The 17,912-nt window shown below is 45.1% G+C and carries 16 protein-coding genes; 12 read left to right on the top strand and 4 right to left on the bottom strand.

Annotation, left to right across the window (positions count from 1 at the left end):
* Positions 1 to 156: 156 nt before the first annotated feature.
* Complete coding sequence (locus OCV82_RS01220) at positions 157 to 1,230, top strand: PD-(D/E)XK nuclease family transposase (RefSeq protein WP_154042718.1); 1,074 nt, start codon at positions 157 to 159, stop codon at positions 1,228 to 1,230.
* Positions 1,231 to 1,251: 21 nt separating this feature from the next.
* Here OCV82_RS01220 and OCV82_RS01225 read toward each other — a convergent pair whose 3' ends face one another.
* The gene (locus tag OCV82_RS01225) at positions 1,252 to 1,635 is read right to left on the bottom strand and encodes a 2-amino-4-hydroxy-6-hydroxymethyldihydropteridine diphosphokinase (RefSeq protein ID WP_154042719.1); all 384 of its coding nucleotides are present in this window, start codon (positions 1,633 to 1,635) and stop codon (positions 1,252 to 1,254) included.
* 126 nt (positions 1,636 to 1,761) lie between these two features.
* Here OCV82_RS01225 and OCV82_RS01230 point away from each other — a divergent pair, with 126 nt between their 5' ends.
* From OCV82_RS01230 to proS, 5 genes are all read left to right on the top strand, one after another.
* Positions 1,762 to 3,027, top strand: a complete 1,266-nt coding sequence (locus OCV82_RS01230; protein WP_154043067.1) for a M16 family metallopeptidase — start codon at positions 1,762 to 1,764, stop codon at positions 3,025 to 3,027.
* A 22-nt stretch (positions 3,028 to 3,049) separates the two neighbouring features.
* The gene (locus OCV82_RS01235; protein WP_154042720.1) at positions 3,050 to 4,174 is read left to right on the top strand and encodes an MORN repeat-containing protein; all 1,125 of its coding nucleotides are present in this window, start codon (positions 3,050 to 3,052) and stop codon (positions 4,172 to 4,174) included.
* A gap of 143 nt (positions 4,175 to 4,317) precedes the next feature.
* Positions 4,318 to 6,342, top strand: a complete 2,025-nt coding sequence (locus tag OCV82_RS01240) for an alpha amylase C-terminal domain-containing protein (RefSeq protein WP_154042721.1) — start codon at positions 4,318 to 4,320, stop codon at positions 6,340 to 6,342.
* Between the two features lie 2 nt (positions 6,343 to 6,344).
* A complete protein-coding gene (locus OCV82_RS01245; protein WP_154042722.1) occupies positions 6,345 to 7,517 on the top strand; it encodes a DUF6057 family protein in 1,173 nt (390 codons plus the stop codon).
* Between the two features lie 79 nt (positions 7,518 to 7,596).
* Positions 7,597 to 9,087, top strand: a complete 1,491-nt coding sequence (proS, locus tag OCV82_RS01250) for a proline--tRNA ligase (RefSeq protein WP_154042723.1) — start codon at positions 7,597 to 7,599, stop codon at positions 9,085 to 9,087.
* 64 nt (positions 9,088 to 9,151) lie between these two features.
* On the opposite strand, the gene OCV82_RS01255 is transcribed toward proS, so the two are convergent.
* Positions 9,152 to 10,471: an ATP-binding protein gene (locus OCV82_RS01255; protein WP_154042724.1), complete on the bottom strand. Its 1,320-nt coding sequence runs from the start codon at positions 10,469 to 10,471 to the stop codon at positions 9,152 to 9,154.
* Between the two features lie 183 nt (positions 10,472 to 10,654).
* Between OCV82_RS01255 and OCV82_RS01260 the strand changes: the two genes are divergently transcribed.
* Both OCV82_RS01260 and OCV82_RS01265 read left to right on the top strand, forming a co-directional pair.
* Positions 10,655 to 11,491, top strand: a complete 837-nt coding sequence (locus OCV82_RS01260; RefSeq protein WP_154042725.1) for a Nif3-like dinuclear metal center hexameric protein — start codon at positions 10,655 to 10,657, stop codon at positions 11,489 to 11,491.
* Positions 11,492 to 11,495: 4 nt separating this feature from the next.
* Positions 11,496 to 12,326, top strand: a complete 831-nt coding sequence (locus OCV82_RS01265; RefSeq protein WP_154042726.1) for a zinc ribbon domain-containing protein — start codon at positions 11,496 to 11,498, stop codon at positions 12,324 to 12,326.
* A gap of 85 nt (positions 12,327 to 12,411) precedes the next feature.
* On the opposite strand, the gene OCV82_RS01270 is transcribed toward OCV82_RS01265, so the two are convergent.
* Entirely contained in the window at positions 12,412 to 12,861 is a 450-nt protein-coding gene (locus tag OCV82_RS01270; protein WP_154042727.1) for a type I restriction enzyme HsdR N-terminal domain-containing protein, read from the bottom strand.
* 120 nt (positions 12,862 to 12,981) lie between these two features.
* Here OCV82_RS01270 and holA point away from each other — a divergent pair, with 120 nt between their 5' ends.
* From holA to OCV82_RS01290, 4 genes are all read left to right on the top strand, one after another.
* A complete protein-coding gene (gene holA / locus OCV82_RS01275; RefSeq protein ID WP_154042728.1) occupies positions 12,982 to 13,986 on the top strand; it encodes a DNA polymerase III subunit delta in 1,005 nt (334 codons plus the stop codon).
* A 726-nt stretch (positions 13,987 to 14,712) separates the two neighbouring features.
* Positions 14,713 to 15,216, top strand: coding sequence for a helix-turn-helix domain-containing protein (locus OCV82_RS01280; protein ID WP_154042729.1), 504 nt, complete (start codon positions 14,713 to 14,715; stop codon positions 15,214 to 15,216).
* A 159-nt stretch (positions 15,217 to 15,375) separates the two neighbouring features.
* A complete protein-coding gene (locus OCV82_RS01285) occupies positions 15,376 to 16,152 on the top strand; it encodes a dihydroorotate dehydrogenase electron transfer subunit (RefSeq protein ID WP_154042730.1) in 777 nt (258 codons plus the stop codon).
* A complete protein-coding gene (locus OCV82_RS01290) occupies positions 16,140 to 17,051 on the top strand; it encodes a dihydroorotate dehydrogenase (protein WP_154042731.1) in 912 nt (303 codons plus the stop codon). The genes OCV82_RS01285 and OCV82_RS01290 overlap by 13 nt, the downstream gene beginning before the upstream one ends.
* 107 nt (positions 17,052 to 17,158) lie before the next feature.
* Here the strand turns inward: OCV82_RS01290 and trmD are convergent, their stop codons facing one another.
* Positions 17,159 to 17,836, bottom strand: coding sequence for a tRNA (guanosine(37)-N1)-methyltransferase TrmD (trmD, locus tag OCV82_RS01295; RefSeq protein WP_154042732.1), 678 nt, complete (start codon positions 17,834 to 17,836; stop codon positions 17,159 to 17,161).
* Positions 17,837 to 17,912: the final 76 nt, after the last annotated feature.

A 17,912-nucleotide genomic window follows, 5' to 3' on the forward strand; every position in this document is an offset into this window, starting at 1 on the left:
GTGGATTGTTAAATAAGAGTTGTCAGTTTTTAGTTGTTTGGACAGGGTGACCAGTTACAATTTGACTAATTTTCCTTCATTGTGCGACGAATTTGGTTAGATTGCAAAATAACATTATATTTGCGGGTACAGCATCAAATAGAAATGTATTAGAATATGAGTTACAGGAACATCGGTTTGGGACATTTTGTGAATCCTTTTACGGATCTGGGATTCAAAATCATTTTTGGGCAACCGGCCAGCAAGGAACTTCTCATCACATTGCTGAACGAACTGCTAAAGGGAGAACATCATATAGAAAATCTGACTTTCCTGGACAAGGAAAACAATTCGGACAATATCGATGATGCCGGTATAATCTATGACCTATATTGCCTGACATCGACAGGAGAATATATCATAGTGGAAATGCAAAACAGATCGCACAGTAATTTCATAGACCGTACGCTGTTCTATATGTGCAGGGCTATAGGAAGGCAGGTGGAGAATGTCAGGGAAAAAAGGAAAAAGGAACGGGAACTGAAACCGGTAACAGGAGATGAAGGCATTGGAGTGAAGAATGATGACGAACTGTTCCTAGGTGAACCTAACGCAGAGAGTTATGGGGCCAGGTATAAATTATCGACTGTGTATGGCATTTTCCTGATGAATTTCAAAGAGCCGGGACTTGATGAAAAATTCCGCACGGATACAGTAATTGCTGACCGTGAAAACGGGAAGGTTATCAATACACACTTCAGACAGATTTATCTGCAGTTCCCGTATTTCACTAAGGAACTCGGAGAATGTGAAACTTTATATGACAAACTTATTTATACTCTTAAAAATATGCAACATTGGAACAGAATGCCTGACGCGCTGAAAGAACAGGTGTTTAACAGACTGAATGAACTTGCGGCAGTGGCAAATCTTTCGCTGGAAGACCGTATAGCGTATGACAAAGCTTTGGACAGATATAGAGTGAGCCGGATTGTGGAAGAAGATGCAAGGGAGGCCGGATGGAAAAAAGGAATTGAGGAAGGTAGAGCGAAAGGCATAGCCGAAGGTAGAGCTGAAGGTAGAGCTGAAGGTAGAGCGGAAGGCATAACAGAAGGCATAACAGAAGGCATAACTAGAGGTATAACAGAAGAAAGAATAAGAAATGCCCGCACTATGAAAGAAATAGGGATTCCTATGGAACAAATAGTAAAGGTGACCGGACTGACTGAAACTGAAATTGAAGAATTATAGATTTCAGTTTAACTTTATCAATCATTGGTTCGGTAATATTATATCTTCCAGCGCTTTCCTGACATACCCCATCTGCATATCACGGGGCTTGAGTATTTCTCCATCGTACTGGAGCAAATCTATATCTAAAGGTACAATGCCTGTGGACTTGGAGTCTGATCCGCGTCCGCAGGCTTTTTCTATTTCCTTGAAGCGGTGTTTCAACTCGGATATGCCCATGCTGGTGGTGAAGACGGCGGCGCGGTTGTGATAGTCGGGGACGGGGACGGAAACGCCTTCGGCTGGGGTGACAACGGTTTCGCCCCAGAGGATGTCGGGGAAAAGGGTTGACAGGGTTTCAACGGCCTTTGTGATATTGGAGGAGGGGTTGTGATTTGACCCGATACATATGATACAAGTTTTCATTTTTGACAGCGGTTTTGGAAAGGTATTGTATTCTTTTGCATTATTTTGCATACAAATTTATGAATTTCTTCGTAATTTTGCATATCAATGAATCAATTATAAATTTCGAAAGTGGACAGAAGAACTATGCCGGCTATCGACTGTATAGCCGATTTCAATATAAAAAGACCGGTAAAGAAAATCATGCCTAACGGTGTGGCTCTCAACATCATAGATACCGGAATGGAGAACGTGATAAGACTGGATCTGGTGATTGGCAGCGGACAGCTGGACCAGAGTTTCCCGCTACAGGCCATGATGACAAACAGGATGCTCAGGGAGGGTACAAGGAAGATGACTTCGGCTGAAATAGCCGAGAAACTGGACTTCTACGGGGCATGGCTGGACTTGTCGTCGTCGGTGAACAGCGGATTCATCACTCTTTACTCGCTGGGGAAATTCTTTGAGAAGACTATCGGGGTGCTGGCACAGATGGTGAAGGAGCCTGTGTTTCCTGAAAGGGAACTGAGGATTGTGACGGAAGCCAACAAGCAGATGTATCTGGTGAACGCACAAAGAGTGGAGGTGATGGCGAGAAAAAGGCTTAACAAGGAGCTGTTCGGACCGGAACATCCGCTGGGTAGATTTGCAGAGACGGAGGACTACGAGAGGCTGTCGGCGGAGATGCTGAAGGATTTCTACAGGGAGAACTACTACTCGGACAACTGTACGATGTTCGTGGCCGGAAGGGTTACGGACAGGGTGCTGAAGTGCATTGAGGAGCATTTCGGGGATACTCCATGGGGCGAGAACAGAAAGAAGACCAATCCTGTGATGCCGGAACCGAGGGGGGCTGTGCAGAAGAGGGTGACTGTGGAGAAAAAGGACGGAATGCAGAGCTCGGTGAAGATTGGCTGTTTCCTGCCGGACAGGATGCATGAGGATTTCCTCGACCTGAAGGTGCTGAACACTATTATGGGCGGATACTTCGGAAGCAGGCTGATGAAGAACATCAGGGAGGACAAGGGTTATACCTACGGCATAGGTTCGGGAATAGTGTCGTATCCGGGACTGAGCATGCTGGTGATAAGCACGGAGACGGGCAACGAGTATGTGGAGAGCGTTATAAAAGAGGTAAAGGCGGAGACGGACAGGCTGAAGAGCACGCTTGCCGACAGGGATGAACTGAACATGGTGAAGAACTATATGATGGGGGACATCTGCAGGGCTTACGAGAACGCGCTGTCGATAACGGAGGCGTGGATTTATGTGCATACTGCCGGTACGGACGAGAATTTCTTCGACAGATCAGTGGAGTCGATAAAGAATATAACGGAGAAAAGGATTATGGAGCTGGCGGAAAAGTATCTGGACTGGAACGGAATGGTCGAGATAGTGGCGGGCAATGTTTAATTTTCAAAAGAAAGGAAGGATTATGAATTTGAGAATATACGGGTTGGCTGTGTGTGTGATGATGGCGTGCGGAATGGCGGAAGCACAACTGGCCGTGGGATACTATAAGTTTAAGAACGGGGCGGAATATTCCGGACAGCTGAAAAGGAGAAAACCGAACGGCATGGGAAGGACGGTGTATCCGAACGGCGACATGTACGAGGGTGAATATACCAAAGGCAAAAGGAATGGTGAGGGCACGATGATGCTGAACATCGGCGAAAGGTATATAGGAGAATGGAGCGAGGACATGAAGCAGGGACAGGGCACTTACTACTTTGCGAACAACAACATGTACAAGGGTACGTGGATGGAGGACATGCAGGAGGGTGAAGGTGTGATGGACTACTTCAACGGAGACATATATACGGGAACGTGGAGCAGAAGCAAAAGGAACGGACTGGGGAAATATGTCTGGACAGGAGGAGCCGTGTATGAGGGGGAATGGAGAAACGACCTGAAGGATGGAAAAGGAAAAATGACCTGGGAAGACGGGTCGGAATACGAAGGTGAATGGAAAGACGGTTTCAGACACGGAAAAGGGACGTTCGTCTATACCAACGGAGACAGATATACCGGAGAATGGAAGGAGGACGTACAGGACGGATACGGAGTGTATTATTTCCACAACGGTGAGAGATATGAAGGGAAATACGCCAACGGGGAAAGAACCGGAAAGGGGGTATATACGTACCCGAACGGAAATACCTACGAGGGTGAGTTCAGAAACGGGAAGCAGGACGGCAAGGGGACGTTCAAATGGGCGAACGGGGCTGTCTATACCGGAGAATGGAAGAACAACGAAAGGAACGGACACGGAAGGTACGTCTGGGCGAACGGCGACATATACGAAGGCAGCTGGAAGAACAACATGGCCGAAGGAAAAGGCAAGCTGAAGATGACTGACGGCTCGGTATATACGGGTGACTTCGTGAGAGGAAAGGAACACGGAAAGGGCGTGCTGACTGAAAAGGACGGAACGGTGTTCGAAGGTGAATTCAAGAACGGCAAAAAAGACGGGGAATTCATAGAAAAGGATGCCGGAGGAAAAGTCATCAGAAAAGGAACTTTTAAGAATGGAAGGCTCCTGGATGACAAAAAAATGTAAAATCATAACAAAAAGGAGGGGTTTAGGGCTTTTTTTTTAGTTTTTTTTCCTTTCCTTGAAAAATTAATGTATTTTTGTAGGTAGGGAGGTCAGATTTCAACGGACTGACCTAAAAACTCACGAACTTAAAAACTTAAATAATTATGGACAAAGTCTTGAACATTATTAAAAATGACCCGTGGTTGGAACCATATGCAGACGCCATTAACGGAAGACACGAAATGGTGATAAGAAAAGAAAAGGAACTGACTAAAAGATGCTCTCTGGAAGAATTCGCATCAGGACATTTATATTTCGGCTTACATAAGATCAAAGAGGGGAAAGAGACTAAATGGGTACTGAGGGAATGGGCCCCGAATGCCACTGCCATATATCTGGTGGGTGACTTCAACGGATGGAAGGAGACACCGGAGTATAAACTGAACAAAATCAAGAAAACCGAAAACTGGGAAATAGAACTGCCGGGAAAGGCCATGAAACATGGCGACCTGTTCAAACTGAAAGTGTATTGGAGCAACGGATGCGGAGAACGTATCCCTGCATGGGCCACAAGAGTGGTGCAGGATGAAAATACAAAGATTTTCAGCGCTCAGGTGTGGGATCCGGCAAAACCATATAAATTCAAGAAGAAAGTATTCATCCCTAATGTGGGACCACTGATGATTTACGAATGCCATATAGGTATGGCTCAGGATGCGGAAAAGGTGGGTACGTACAACGAATTCAGAGAAAACATATTGCCTAGAATTGCGAAGGACGGATATAACTGCATACAGATTATGGCGATACAGGAACATCCGTACTACGGCAGCTTCGGATATCATGTGTCGAGCTTCTTCGCTCCGTCGTCAAGATTCGGTACACCGGACGAACTGAAACAGCTTATCGACACTGCCCACCAGATGGGCATCGCGGTGATTATGGATATTGTGCACTCGCATGCGGTGAAGAATGAGGTGGAAGGTCTGGGCAACTTTGCAGGTGATCCGAACCAGTATTTCTATCAGGGGGACAGAAGGGAACACCCGGCGTGGGACTCGCTGTGCTTCGACTACGGAAAGAACCAGGTGATGCACTTCCTGCTTTCAAACTGCAAGTACTGGATGGAGGAATTCAAGTTCGACGGCTTCAGATTCGACGGAGTGACTTCGATGCTGTACTACAGCCACGGACTGGGAGAGGCGTTCTGCAACTATGGTGACTACTACAACGGTCATCAGGATGACAATGCAATCTGCTATCTGACTCTGGCTAACAAGCTTATACATTCCATAAATCCCAGGGCTATCACTATAGCCGAGGAGGTTTCGGGTATGCCGGGACTGGCTGCTCCGTTTGAGGACGGCGGTTACGGATTCGACTACAGAATGGCGATGAACATTCCTGACTACTGGATAAAGATTATCAAGGAGAGAAGGGATGAGGACTGGAAACCGTCGAGCATGTTCTGGGAAGTGACAAACAGAAGAAAGGACGAGAAGACTATCTCGTACTGTGAAAGCCACGACCAGGCGCTGGTGGGCGACAAGACTATCATCTTCAGACTGTGTGACGCGGATATGTACTGGCACTTCAAGAAGGGTGACGAGAACGGCGTGATACAGAGGGGTATGGCTCTGCACAAGATGATAAGACTGCTGACGGCTTCGACTATCAACGGCGGTTACCTGAACTTCATGGGTAATGAATTCGGTCATCCGGAATGGATTGACTTCCCGAGAGACGGTAACGGATGGTCGTACAAATATGCAAGAAGACAGTGGAACCTGGTGGATAACAAGGAGCTGTGCTATCACTATCTGGGTGATTTCGACCAGAAGATGGTGGAAACTATCAGAAGCGTGAAGAACATACAGAAGACTGACGTGGTGGAAATATGGCACAACGACGGCGATCAGGTGCTGGCGTACAGAAGAAAGGATCTGATTTTCGTATTCAACTTCAGCCCGACAAGATCGTTCACCGACTACGGATTCCTGGTGCCTAAGGGCTCGTACAAGGTGGTGCTGAACACTGACAGCAAGGATTTCGGAGGATTCGGTTTCAACGATGACAGCATAACTCACTTTACATGCGCCGATCCGATGTATGCAAAGGAAAAGAAGGAATGGCTGAAACTTTATCTGCCTGCAAGAACTGCAGTGGTGCTGAAAAGAGTTAAGAATTGATTATGGGATACAACAGAAATTACGGTTACAGGAAATATAACAGAACTGCCGCACGCCTGACTAATCTGGTGTGCGGCGGGCTGTTCATTATATTTGCAACTGTTTATCTGGGGTATTTCCAAAAGGACTTGCTGGAGGCTATACATTATTCGATGTCGCACGGCTACAAGGAATTCAATATAGTGCCGGCAACAATAATCATCATTACCATCCTGCTGATAATGAGGTGGGGACTGAACCTGCTAATGAGGCTCAGGGGAAGAGTGAGCGCACTGGCTTATCTGCCGTCGTTTCTGGGACTGGTGACGATGACGGGATTCGGAAGAAATCTGTATATGGAGGGGTTCTCATATGCCTGGTGGTGGGTGATGCCTGTGGCTACGGTTCTGTTCGTGGTGGCGGTGGTGATGATAAGGAAGGTGCTGAGAATACCGAAAAGCCATGGCACTGACCTGCAGCAGTCGATGATATGGAACATCACGCTGATGCTGCTGATGTCGGTGGGAACATTGTGTCTGGGAAACACGGACAGGTTTCTGCACAACGAACTGAGAATGGAGAACCTGATGGCGAAGGACATGAACGAAAAGGCGCTGAAATGTGCCGCAAAGTCGCTGAGAACCACAAGGACGCTCACGGCTCTGAGGATGCTCGCCATGACTAAAGAGGGGAAAACGGGGGAACTGCTGTTCGAATATCCGCAATATTATAAATCTGACGGGATGTTCTTCGACAACGACTCGAGCAAGACCCTGAGATATACGAACGACTCGGTGTATGCTCTGATAGGCGAAAGGCCTGCTCCGGGGGAAAGGAGAATGGAGTATCTGAAAAGGATGGCATACAAGGGGGACAGCTGCTACAATGCGAGACTGTATTATCTGGCGGGGCTTATGCTGCAGAAGGATATGGACGGATTTGCAAAGGCTGTGGCGGACTTCAGGATTAAGGGGGACTCGCTGACAAGATATTTCAAGGAGGCGGCCATAATGTATAAGGAGAAAAATCCGCAGTGGAGCTTCGAAATTGAAGACAAGGACAGCACCTGCCACAAACTGATGGAGAGATACAGGTACAGGCAGATGGATACCTACAAATCGAAGGACGAGGAAAGAAACAGGATGAGAATGGAATTCGGAAATACATTCAGATGGTATTATGACTATCAGGAATAACTTTTTTGGCGTACTGTGGGATACTGTACGCTTTTTTTATTAATTTTGCACACTCATAAAACAAATTATAAAAATAGCTATGGCTAAAGAACTGAAAGAACTGACCAAAAGAAGTGAAAACTATTCACAATGGTATAATGACCTGGTGGTCAAGGCGGACCTGGCTGAACAGTCGCCTGTGAGAGGATGTATGGTGATAAAACCTTACGGATATGCCATCTGGGAAAAAATGCAGAGACAGCTGGATGACATGTTCAAGGCAACAGGACATGTGAACGCATATTTCCCGCTGCTCATCCCTAAATCATACCTGAGCAGGGAGGCTGAACACGTAGAAGGTTTTGCTAAGGAATGTGCTGTAGTGACACATTACAGACTGAAAAATGCCGAAGACGGATCGGGAGTGATTGTTGACCCGAACGCAAAACTGGAAGAGGAACTTATCATCAGACCGACTTCGGAAACTATCATATGGAGTACTTACAAGAACTGGATCAACTCGTACAGAGACCTGCCTATCCTGTGTAACCAGTGGGCGAACGTAATGAGATGGGAAATGCGTACACGTCTGTTCCTGCGTACTGCGGAATTCCTGTGGCAGGAAGGCCACACTGCTCACGCTACTAGAGAAGAGGCTGAAGCTGAAGCTCAGAAGATGCTGCACGTGTATGGCGACTTTGCCGAGAAATTCATGGCTGTGCCTGTTATCAAGGGTGTGAAATCGGCCAACGAACGTTTTGCGGGTGCTCTTGACACTTACACTATTGAAGGTCTGATGCAGGACGGTAAGGCACTGCAGTGCGGTACTTCTCACTTCCTGGGACAGAACTTCGCGAAGGCATTCAACGTGCAGTTTGTGGATAAGAACAACAAGCTGGATTATGTTTGGGCTACTTCATGGGGTGTATCTACACGTCTGATGGGTGCGCTTATCATGACTCACTCTGATGATAACGGTCTGGTACTTCCTCCGCATCTGGCTCCTATACAGGTGGTTATCGTTCCTATCTACAAGAACGAGGAACAGCTGAACCAGATAAACGAGAAAGTTGACGGCATAGTGAACAAGCTGAGAAGCATGGGCATCTCTGTGAAATATGACAACGCTGACAACAAGCGTCCGGGATTCAAATTCGCTGACTACGAGCTGAAGGGTGTACCTGTGAGACTGGTAATGGGCGGACGCGACCTGGAAAACAATACTATGGAGGTTATGCGTCGTGATACTCTGGAGAAAGAAACCCGTTCATGCGACGGCATAGAGGAATATGTAAAGAACCTGCTTGAGGATATACAGAACAATATCTACCAGAAGGCTCTGAAATTCAGAAACGAACATATCGTGAAGGTGGATACTTACGATGAGTTCAAGGAACAGATTGAAAAGGGTGGATTCATCCTGGCTCACTGGGACGGTACTACAGAAACTGAGGAACGCATCAAGGAAGAGACTAAGGCTACTATCAGATGTCTGCCTTTCGAAGCTGACGAGGAAAGCCTGACTCCGGGTGTGGATATGGTGACAGGAAAGCCTTCGGCAAGAAGAGTGTTGTTCGCGAGAGCGTATTGATTGGAGAAAATACTACAAATAACGGCGTGTGCACAAAATGGTGTTCACGCCGTTATTTGTAGTATTACATATCATCCATTGACAGTCCCTTATAAGATATGTCATATCCTTTGAGCTCGCCAGTGGCACGCAAGAAAGCTGATGCCTTCTGTTTCAGCACTTCAATGTCAATGTTTCCAGCCTTACGTTTTACTTCGAAGAAGGTAGCTTGATTGTCCAACTCGTTCTCTGCCACAATATCTATTTCATTCTCACCTTTGCGGTCCCACCATCCGCCGATTCGCGTATAGGCTTGACGGTTGATAAGCACGCGCCTGAAATAACGTTCCAGCATCAGACCGCTGAATGTTTCGTAGTCACGATTTATAATTGTCTTCAAACTCTCGTAGTTCTCTATTTCCAACATATAGCTATATTTATATATAAAACGGAACCAGAATGTGAAGAAATTGTCTTCTATAGTATATCGGACATTCTTCGTGGAGCTTTTTTCAAACAGGGGTTGCTTCTTGGCGATAATTTCGTACTCGTTTTCCAATTTTGTCAGATAGCCACCTATTTCCCTACCAACTACACTTTCTATTTCCGAACGGGAGGTTTTACCTCTTGCTATAGCTGAAAGAATAGAAAAATAAATCCCGTAGTCTTTGCCAAACTCCTCAATAAGTATGGATTTACCTTCTCCAAGAAAAATGGAATCGGCCTTTACGATTTGTTCCAACATTCTTTCCTTGCTCGTTGCTCCGGCATCGACAAGCAACTGTACATACTTTGCTACACCTCCGGTAAAAGAATATAGAGCCAAAAGATCTTCTGACGTGTGTCCAGGATGATATTCAGACAGAATTTCCTTTAAAACAGATGGCGTAAACGGACGTACAGTCATAAAACGTGTCTGTCTGTTATATAACGGTTCTTTTTTGTCCTTGAATATCTTCGTCATCATGGAATAAATTGAACCACAAACAATCAGGTTCATATGAGCTTTCGGACTGTATATGTCCCAAATGCGCTGCATGTCGCTGTACACAGACTTGTTCACACGAAAAAAATCCTGAAATTCATCAATAAACAGCGTGACCGGACGTTCTATTGAAAGTTTCATCAGAAACTCGAACATATCGGCAAAATGTTCGGCACGTCCTATAGTAGGGATTCCCAACTTGTTTTCAATTTCAAGCCGATAGTCTTCGCACAAATCACTTTCCGCTTTGCGAGCGACAAAGAAATATAGAATGGGAGCATCATCATATGCTTTCCATATCAGTGATGTTTTGCCGATACGTCGCCGTCCGGTAACTACCGTAAACTGTGCGTTATTTTTTGCCATCTCTCGAATTTCACGAAGAGACGCAATTTCTTCTGTTCTGTCAAAAAATTTCATAGACTTATTCCTTTTTATTCTGATTTCCGAAACAGCTGTTTCGGAAACAGCCGTTTCGCTACTGCAAATATAGTGTATTTTTCTGTGAAGAGAAATATTCTGCAAAAAAATCTTAATTTTTCCCGTCCCGTAATTTATTCAACGCACTTTGTTTGTATTTTTGCAGTGAATTTATTCGCAAATATGAAAATTAAGGAAATTATTGACGCCCTTGAGATATTCGCGCCTCTGCCCCTGCAAGACGGATTTGACAATGCCGGACTGCAAGTGGGATTGACAGACGTGGAAGCTACAGGGGCTTTATTGTGTCTGGACGTTACTGAAGAGGTGGTGGAAGAAGCTATAAATCAGGGAATTAACCTGATTATATCGCATCATCCGCTGATGTTCAGAGGATATAAGTCGATCACCGGAAAGGACTATACGGAAAGGTGCATCATGACGGCTATAAAAAACGAGATAGCAATCTACTCGATGCACACAAACCTGGATAATGCGCCTAACGGGGTGAACTATAAGATAGCTGAGAAAATAGGACTGAAGAACGTTACGGTGCTGGACCCTAAAGAGTATATGCAGCAGGAAGACGGCTGCAAGAACGATACGGGCGACAGGAAGATGCCGGAATGGCTGACTGCCGGAGCGGGTGCCATTGGCGAGCTGGAGGAACCGATGACGGAAACGGAATTCCTGAAACACGTGAAGAAGACGTTTGAAACGGGATGCGTGAAGCACACGAAACTGATGGGACGGCTGATAACGAAAGTGGCAATCTGCGGAGGTGCAGGTGCGTTCCTGATGGAAAAGGCGGTGAAACAGCATGCCGACGCGTTCGTGACAGGAGAAATAAAGTATCATGACTATTTCTACTACGAAGACAAGATTCTGGCAGCGGAAATAGGACACTACGAAAGCGAACAATATACGAAGGAAATAATTCAGGACTTGCTGAACAGAAAATTCCCGTCGCTGAGAACTGAACTGACAAGAATTAATACGAACCCTATTAAATATTTATAAGACTATGGCTAAAGAAGCAAAAAAAGACCTTTCGGAAGTAAGCGTAGAACAGAAACTTAAAGCTCTGTACAAACTGCAGACTATCCTTTCTGAAATGGATAAAATCAAGACACTGAGAGGAGAATTACCACTTGAGGTAAGAGACCTGGAAGACGAAATAACAGGCTTGAACACACGTATCGAAAAAATCAAGACTGAAATAGAGGAACTGAAGCAGAATGTGGCTACAAGAAAAATTGACATCGAATCTGCAAAGGCTTCTATTGAAAAATACAAGACTCAGCAGGACAACGTGAGAAACAACCGCGAATATGACGTGCTGACTAAGGAAATTGAATTCCAGTCGCTGGAAGTGGAACTGAACGAAAAGAGAATAAAAGAGGCTAACGCTTCAATCAAGGCTAAAGAAGAAGAGATAGTGAAAAGCCAGAACACTCTTGAAGAAAGAACAAAGGATCTGGAAGACAAGAAAAACGAACTGGACGAAATCATAGCCGAAACAAAACAGGAAGAGGAAAAACTGAGAGAAAACGCAAAGGCTATCGAAGCGGGTATCGAACCTAGACTTCTGCAGGCTTTCAAACGTATCAGAGGTAACTCAAGAAACGGACTTGGTATCACTTACGTGCAGAGAGGTGCTTGCGGCGGTTGCTTCAACAAGATTCCGGCTCAGAGACAGCTTGACATCAGAATGAGAAAGAAAATCATTGTATGCGAGTACTGCGGTAGAATCATGGTTGACCAGGAACTTGCAGGTGTGGCTCCGGTGGAAACTGAAATGAAGGAAACAAAACCGACAAGAAGAACCAGAACTTCGGCAAGCCAGGACGAATAAGAAAACAGGTGAATTTCTAATATAATAAAGGACAGGACCGGAAACGTGGAGGAACAATTTCCATGTGCGGTCCTGTCCGTTTTTTTTACAAATCGGTGTAAAGGGGAACGGATGGAAGGAATGTGCAGCGGCCGCTGTTATAATCGACCTTGCAGCAGTAATGGGTGATGCCATTGGTGACAATCAGATAATCGACCTTGAGAACTATGTTGTAACGGGTAATCTGATTGAAAACTTGTTGAGAAATATTTACATCGGGGGCCTTGTACTCGACTATCATGCGGGGAGAAAGCGAAGGGGAATAAAGCACGGTGTCGCAACGGCGCGATGTGGAGTTGAGCTTTATGCTGACTTCGTTGGCAAGGAGTCCGGACGGATAGCCGCGGTGAGTGATGAGGTAGTGGACAAAATGCTGGCGTACCCATTCTTCGGGAGTAAGGGCTACGTATTTCTTCCTCAAAATATCAAACACTTGTTTCTTGCCGCTGACGTCGGCAATTTTAAGAGGCGCGAATGGCAGGTTTAATGATAACATTTCGTATATTTGCATTAATTGTTTTGTCCGATACAATTTTTGTAACGGAAATTTATCAACGACAAAGTTAATAAAACGGGATGAAACCCTAAAACCAACACGGAATAATTTAAAGAAATCATGACTTACGAAGATATAGCCAAGGACATAAAGAACGGAAAGTTCGCACCGGTCTATCTGCTGATGGGTGAAGAGGACTACTACATAGACAGAATTTCGGACTACATAGTGGAAAAAGCGCTGGACGAAAACGAGAAGGAATTCAACCTGACAATTATGTATGGTCTGGATACTGACATGGCGAGCGTGGTGAACAACGCGAAACGGTATCCGATGATGTCGGAACATCAGGTGGTGGTGGTGAAGGAAGCGCAGAACCTGAGATCGTGGGAGGAGCTGTCGTTCTACATGCAGAAACCGCTTACATCGACTATCCTCGTGTTCTGCTACAAGCACGGCACTCTGGACAGAAGGAAGAAGATTGTGGCGGAGATAGAAAAGAACGGCGTGGTGTTCGAATCGAAGAAGCTGAAGGAAAATCTGCTGCCGGGATTCATCACGACGTACATGAAAAGGCGGAAGATGGAGATTGACGACACAGCGGCACAACTGATGGCGGAATTCGTGGGAAACGACCTGAACAGACTGGCGGGGGAACTGGACAAGCTTATCATCACGATGCCTAAGGACAGGAACAGGATCACTCCGGTGGAGATAGAAAGGAATATCGGTATAAGCAAGGACTATAACAACTTCGAGCTGAAAAACGCGCTTATAACGAAGGATACGCTGAAGGCGAACAAGATTGTGAAGTACTTCAGCGATAATCCGAAGAGTAATCCGCTGCAGCCTACACTGGCGCTGCTGTTCAACTACTTCTCGAACCTGATGGTGGCGTATTACGCGCCGGAACGCACTGAAAACGGTTTGGCGGCTTACCTGGGACTGAAGTCGCCATGGCTGGCAAAAGAGTATATCGCGGGCATGAAAGCTTATACGGGTGTGAAGGTGATGAACATCATAACGCAAATAAGGCTCTGTGACGCACGATCGAAAGGAATAGGTAATGTATCACTGTCGCCGGGAGAACTGCTCAGAGAACTCGTCTATTTCATTCTACACTGATGTTTACGGTCAAGAGACGGTAGAATATTACGGAATATAGCAAAAACAGCATAACAGAAGCTCTATCCTTACAGGGATGGGGCTTTTTTTGTGCCTATACACATACAAATGGCAAATGGCACGAGATTTTAAAATTTACGGGCAAATATACATCTGTACGGAAATTTTCAATTCTCAGCGATTTTGTAAATAAACGGTAGTGAGGTTTACATCTGTAATGAGTAAAGACGCTTATTATTGTAAAATTACATATGTAAATAGGTAACATTTGTATATACAAAAGTAAATTTCATGACAATTATAAGCGGATATACAATTGTAATAGGGTAGGGAATACAACTGTAACTAATTGACTACTAAACACTTCACATGTGTAAATGTATAAGTTTACATAGGATATACACAGATATAACACACTATATTTCAGATACTTAGACGAAATATGCAAGAATTGGCTTTAAGTGATATACAGAAAAAGGCCATATATGGGCAAATACGGTCTGAATGTACATTTATACATATATGTAACTGATATATAATCAAGATATTAGCTATAATATACAAAGTTAAGATTAAAGGAATATACACTTGTAAAGTTTTACTCTTGTATATGATTTACATTTGTATTTACATTTGTAATATTTACATTTATTGTTGTAAATTTTGTTTTGTAAAATCTTATGTTTACCTTTGTAACGAAATAAAAATTTATAATTCCATTTGTAAATGAAGGACAGGATCATCCAAATCATGCGTTCGGCAGGTTTAAGCAACGCCGACTTCGCAGATAAAATAGGAATTTCGACATCGTCGCTATCGCATATATTCAGCGGAAGGAACAATCCGAGTCTGGATGTGGTGAAGCGAATCCACAAATCATTCCCTTCGATAAGCCTTAACTGGATTTTGTACGGTGAAGGCAACATGTACACTTCGGACACGGAAAAAGACATGTCCGACAGGAACGACCATGCAACAGCAGACGATAGCCCGGAAAGAACAGGCGGCATGCCTCTGTTTGAAAACGCCGAGAATCCGGAAAACACGGGCAGCGGGCAGTTTTATTTCGATTTTCGCAAGGAGAAGCCATCGGAAACACCTGCTTATGCACCTAAAGAATCTGAAAAAGAGGTGGTTAGATATATAGAAAAGCCTGCTCCGAAAATCACTGAAATAAGAATTTTCTATGATAACGGCACTTTTGAGGTGTTCAAACCGGAAAACAAGTAAATACGGGACTGAACTTTAACAGATCTGCAGAGGAGTTACACCTTATATATAATAAGACAGGCAGCACCTCGGAATTAAAAGTTGAAAACGGAGTTTTCACTTTGTACTTCACTCGGTTTGCACTATCTTTGTATCCAAAATGATTTTATCCGGTTTTTTATGAAAAAATACATTTTAGATTTGACTGTAACAGAGAACATACGTCTGCACAACAACTATGTTCTCATAAAGCTGACACAGGACAAACCGCTTCCTGAAATGCTTCCCGGACAATTTGCGGAAATACGTATCGACGGTTCGAACACGACTTTCCTGCGACGTCCGATTTCAATAAACTATGTTGACCGCGCAAATAACGAAGTGTGGTTCCTTGTACAACTGGTAGGCGACGGAACAAGAAAACTTGCCACTGTGGAAAAAGGTGATACGGTGAACGTGGTTCTTCCGCTGGGCAACGGATTTACAATGCCTGAAAGTACAGAAAAGAAGCTTCTGCTTGTGGGCGGAGGTGTTGGTACCGCTCCTATGCTGTACATGGGCGAGGCTCTGAAGAAGATGGGTTGCAAGCCTGTATTCCTGTTGGGAGCACGTTCGGCAAACGACCTTCTGCAACTTGACGAGTTCAAGGCTTTGGGTGAGGTTTATACCACTACCGAAGACGGTTCGGCCGGCGAAAAGGGTTATGTGACTATGCACAGTGTATTGAAGAATGTGAAGTTCGACATGATTTATACATGCGGTCCGAAACCTATGATGATGGCTGTGGCTAAATATGCGAAGGAGAACGACATTGAATGTGAGGTGTCATTGGAGAATACAATGGCGTGCGGCGTAGGTGCATGTCTGTGCTGCGTGGAGAACACTCAGGAAGGTCACGTGTGTGTATGTAAAGAGGGTCCGGTATTTAATTATAAGAAATTATTATGGCAGATTTAAGCGTAAACATAGGAAAGCTGAACATGGCTAACCCGGTGATGACTGCATCGGGAACTTTCGGCTACGGTCTGGAATTCGAAGATTTCGTGGACCTGGAAAAGATTGGCGGTATCATAGTGAAAGGTACTACACTGCATCACCGCGAAGGTAACCCTTATCCGCGTATGGCAGAGACTCCGATGGGTATGCTGAACGCTGTGGGACTGCAGAACAAGGGTGTACATTATTTCGTGGAAAGCATCTATCCGAAGATCAAGGATATCAAGACTAACATGATAGTGAACGTGTCGGGTTCGCAGATTGAAGACTATGCGGAAACTGCACGTATCATCAACGAACTGGAGAACATTCCGGCTATCGAACTGAACATCTCTTGCCCTAACGTGAAACAGGGAGGTATGGCTTTCGGTGTGACTGCAAAGGGTGCCGAAGAGGTGGTAAAAGCAGTAAGAGATGTTTACAAGAAAACTCTTATCGTTAAGCTCTCGCCTAACGTGACTGACATCACTGAAATAGCCCGTGCGGCTGAAGGTGCAGGTGCGGACAGCGTGTCGCTTATCAATACTCTGCTGGGTATGGCTATCAATGCCGAAAAGCGCAAACCGGTGCTTTCGACTATCACCGGAGGTATGAGCGGTGCTGCAGTGAAACCTATCGCTCTGAGAATGGTCTGGCAGGTGGCTAAGGCTGTGAAGATTCCTGTAATCGGACTGGGCGGTATCATGAACTGGAGAGACGCTGTAGAGTTCATGCTTGCAGGTGCAACTGCCATCCAGATTGGTACTGCAAACTTTATCGATCCTGCCATTACAGTGAAAGTGGCTGAAGGTATCAACGACTATCTGGAACGCCACGGATATTCATCGGTACGCGATATTATCGGGGCACTGGAGGTGTGAGAAGGTAAAGTAATACTCTAGATAAATTAAAATCCCGTGAAGCAATCACTGAATGTTTCACGGGATTTCTGTTTTTACACCTTATATTATTACTATATCACTTTTTCTTAATCCTGAAGCAGGTCCGGACGAAGGCGTTTGGTACGTTCGAGCGACTGCTGGAATTCCCATTCGCGTATCTTCGCTTCATGACCTGAAAGAAGGATATCTGGTACTTTCCAACCTTTGTATTCGGCAGGACGGGTATATACAGGAGGAGCCAGAAGATTGTCCTGGAAAGAATCGGACAAGGCTGACTGCTCGTCGGAAATCACTCCCGGGATGATACGTACGATGGCGTCGGTGATGACAGCAGCTGCAAGCTCGCCACCGGTGAGGACATAGTCGCCTATGCTTATTTCCTTGGTGATGAAATGTTCACGGATACGGTAGTCGATTCCCTTGAAATGTCCGCAAAGAATCATGAGATTTTCCTTCAGGGAAAGAGTGTTGGCCATAGGCTGGTCGAACTTCTCGCCGTCGGGACTTGTAAAGATTATTTCATCGTAATGACGCTGTTCCTTAAGGGCTGTGATGCAACGGTCGATAGGCTCTATCTTCATCACCATACCGGCACAACCGCCGAAAGGATAATCGTCAACACGACGGTATTTGTCGAGAGTATAGTCGCGAAGATTGTGGATGTGAATCTCTGCAATACCTTTTTTCTGCGCACGGCTCATTATCGAGCAGTTGAAAAAGCCCTCAATCATCTCAGGCAATACTGTTATAATGTCTATTCTCATATGTAGTGGTTGGTTCTTTGTTGTTAGTAGTTGCAAAAATACACATTATCCTCCGTACTTATGGCGGCAGGATGAG

The sequence above is a fragment of the Bacteroides cellulolyticus genome (assembly GCF_025567135.1).
In the GTDB taxonomy this organism is placed as follows: Bacteria; Bacteroidota; Bacteroidia; order Bacteroidales; family Bacteroidaceae; genus Phocaeicola; species Phocaeicola cellulolyticus.

Bases quoted from the DNA above. Each gene is read 5' to 3' on its own strand.
- OCV82_RS01220 (WP_154042718.1), top strand. From the start codon at position 157: ATGAGTTACAGGAACATCGGTTTGGGACATTTTGTGAATCCTTTTACG.
- OCV82_RS01225 (WP_154042719.1), bottom strand. From the start codon at position 1,635: ATGAAAACTTGTATCATATGTATCGGGTCAAATCACAACCCCTCCTCC.
- OCV82_RS01230 (WP_154043067.1), top strand. From the start codon at position 1,762: ATGCCGGCTATCGACTGTATAGCCGATTTCAATATAAAAAGACCGGTA.
- OCV82_RS01235 (WP_154042720.1), top strand. From the start codon at position 3,050: ATGAATTTGAGAATATACGGGTTGGCTGTGTGTGTGATGATGGCGTGC.
- OCV82_RS01240 (WP_154042721.1), top strand. From the start codon at position 4,318: ATGGACAAAGTCTTGAACATTATTAAAAATGACCCGTGGTTGGAACCA.
- OCV82_RS01245 (WP_154042722.1), top strand. From the start codon at position 6,345: ATGGGATACAACAGAAATTACGGTTACAGGAAATATAACAGAACTGCC.
- proS (WP_154042723.1), top strand. From the start codon at position 7,597: ATGGCTAAAGAACTGAAAGAACTGACCAAAAGAAGTGAAAACTATTCA.
- OCV82_RS01255 (WP_154042724.1), bottom strand. From the start codon at position 10,471: ATGAAATTTTTTGACAGAACAGAAGAAATTGCGTCTCTTCGTGAAATT.
- OCV82_RS01260 (WP_154042725.1), top strand. From the start codon at position 10,655: ATGAAAATTAAGGAAATTATTGACGCCCTTGAGATATTCGCGCCTCTG.
- OCV82_RS01265 (WP_154042726.1), top strand. From the start codon at position 11,496: ATGGCTAAAGAAGCAAAAAAAGACCTTTCGGAAGTAAGCGTAGAACAG.
- OCV82_RS01270 (WP_154042727.1), bottom strand. From the start codon at position 12,861: ATGTTATCATTAAACCTGCCATTCGCGCCTCTTAAAATTGCCGACGTC.
- holA (WP_154042728.1), top strand. From the start codon at position 12,982: ATGACTTACGAAGATATAGCCAAGGACATAAAGAACGGAAAGTTCGCA.
- OCV82_RS01280 (WP_154042729.1), top strand. From the start codon at position 14,713: ATGAAGGACAGGATCATCCAAATCATGCGTTCGGCAGGTTTAAGCAAC.
- OCV82_RS01285 (WP_154042730.1), top strand. From the start codon at position 15,376: ATGAAAAAATACATTTTAGATTTGACTGTAACAGAGAACATACGTCTG.
- OCV82_RS01290 (WP_154042731.1), top strand. From the start codon at position 16,140: ATGGCAGATTTAAGCGTAAACATAGGAAAGCTGAACATGGCTAACCCG.
- trmD (WP_154042732.1), bottom strand. From the start codon at position 17,836: ATGAGAATAGACATTATAACAGTATTGCCTGAGATGATTGAGGGCTTT.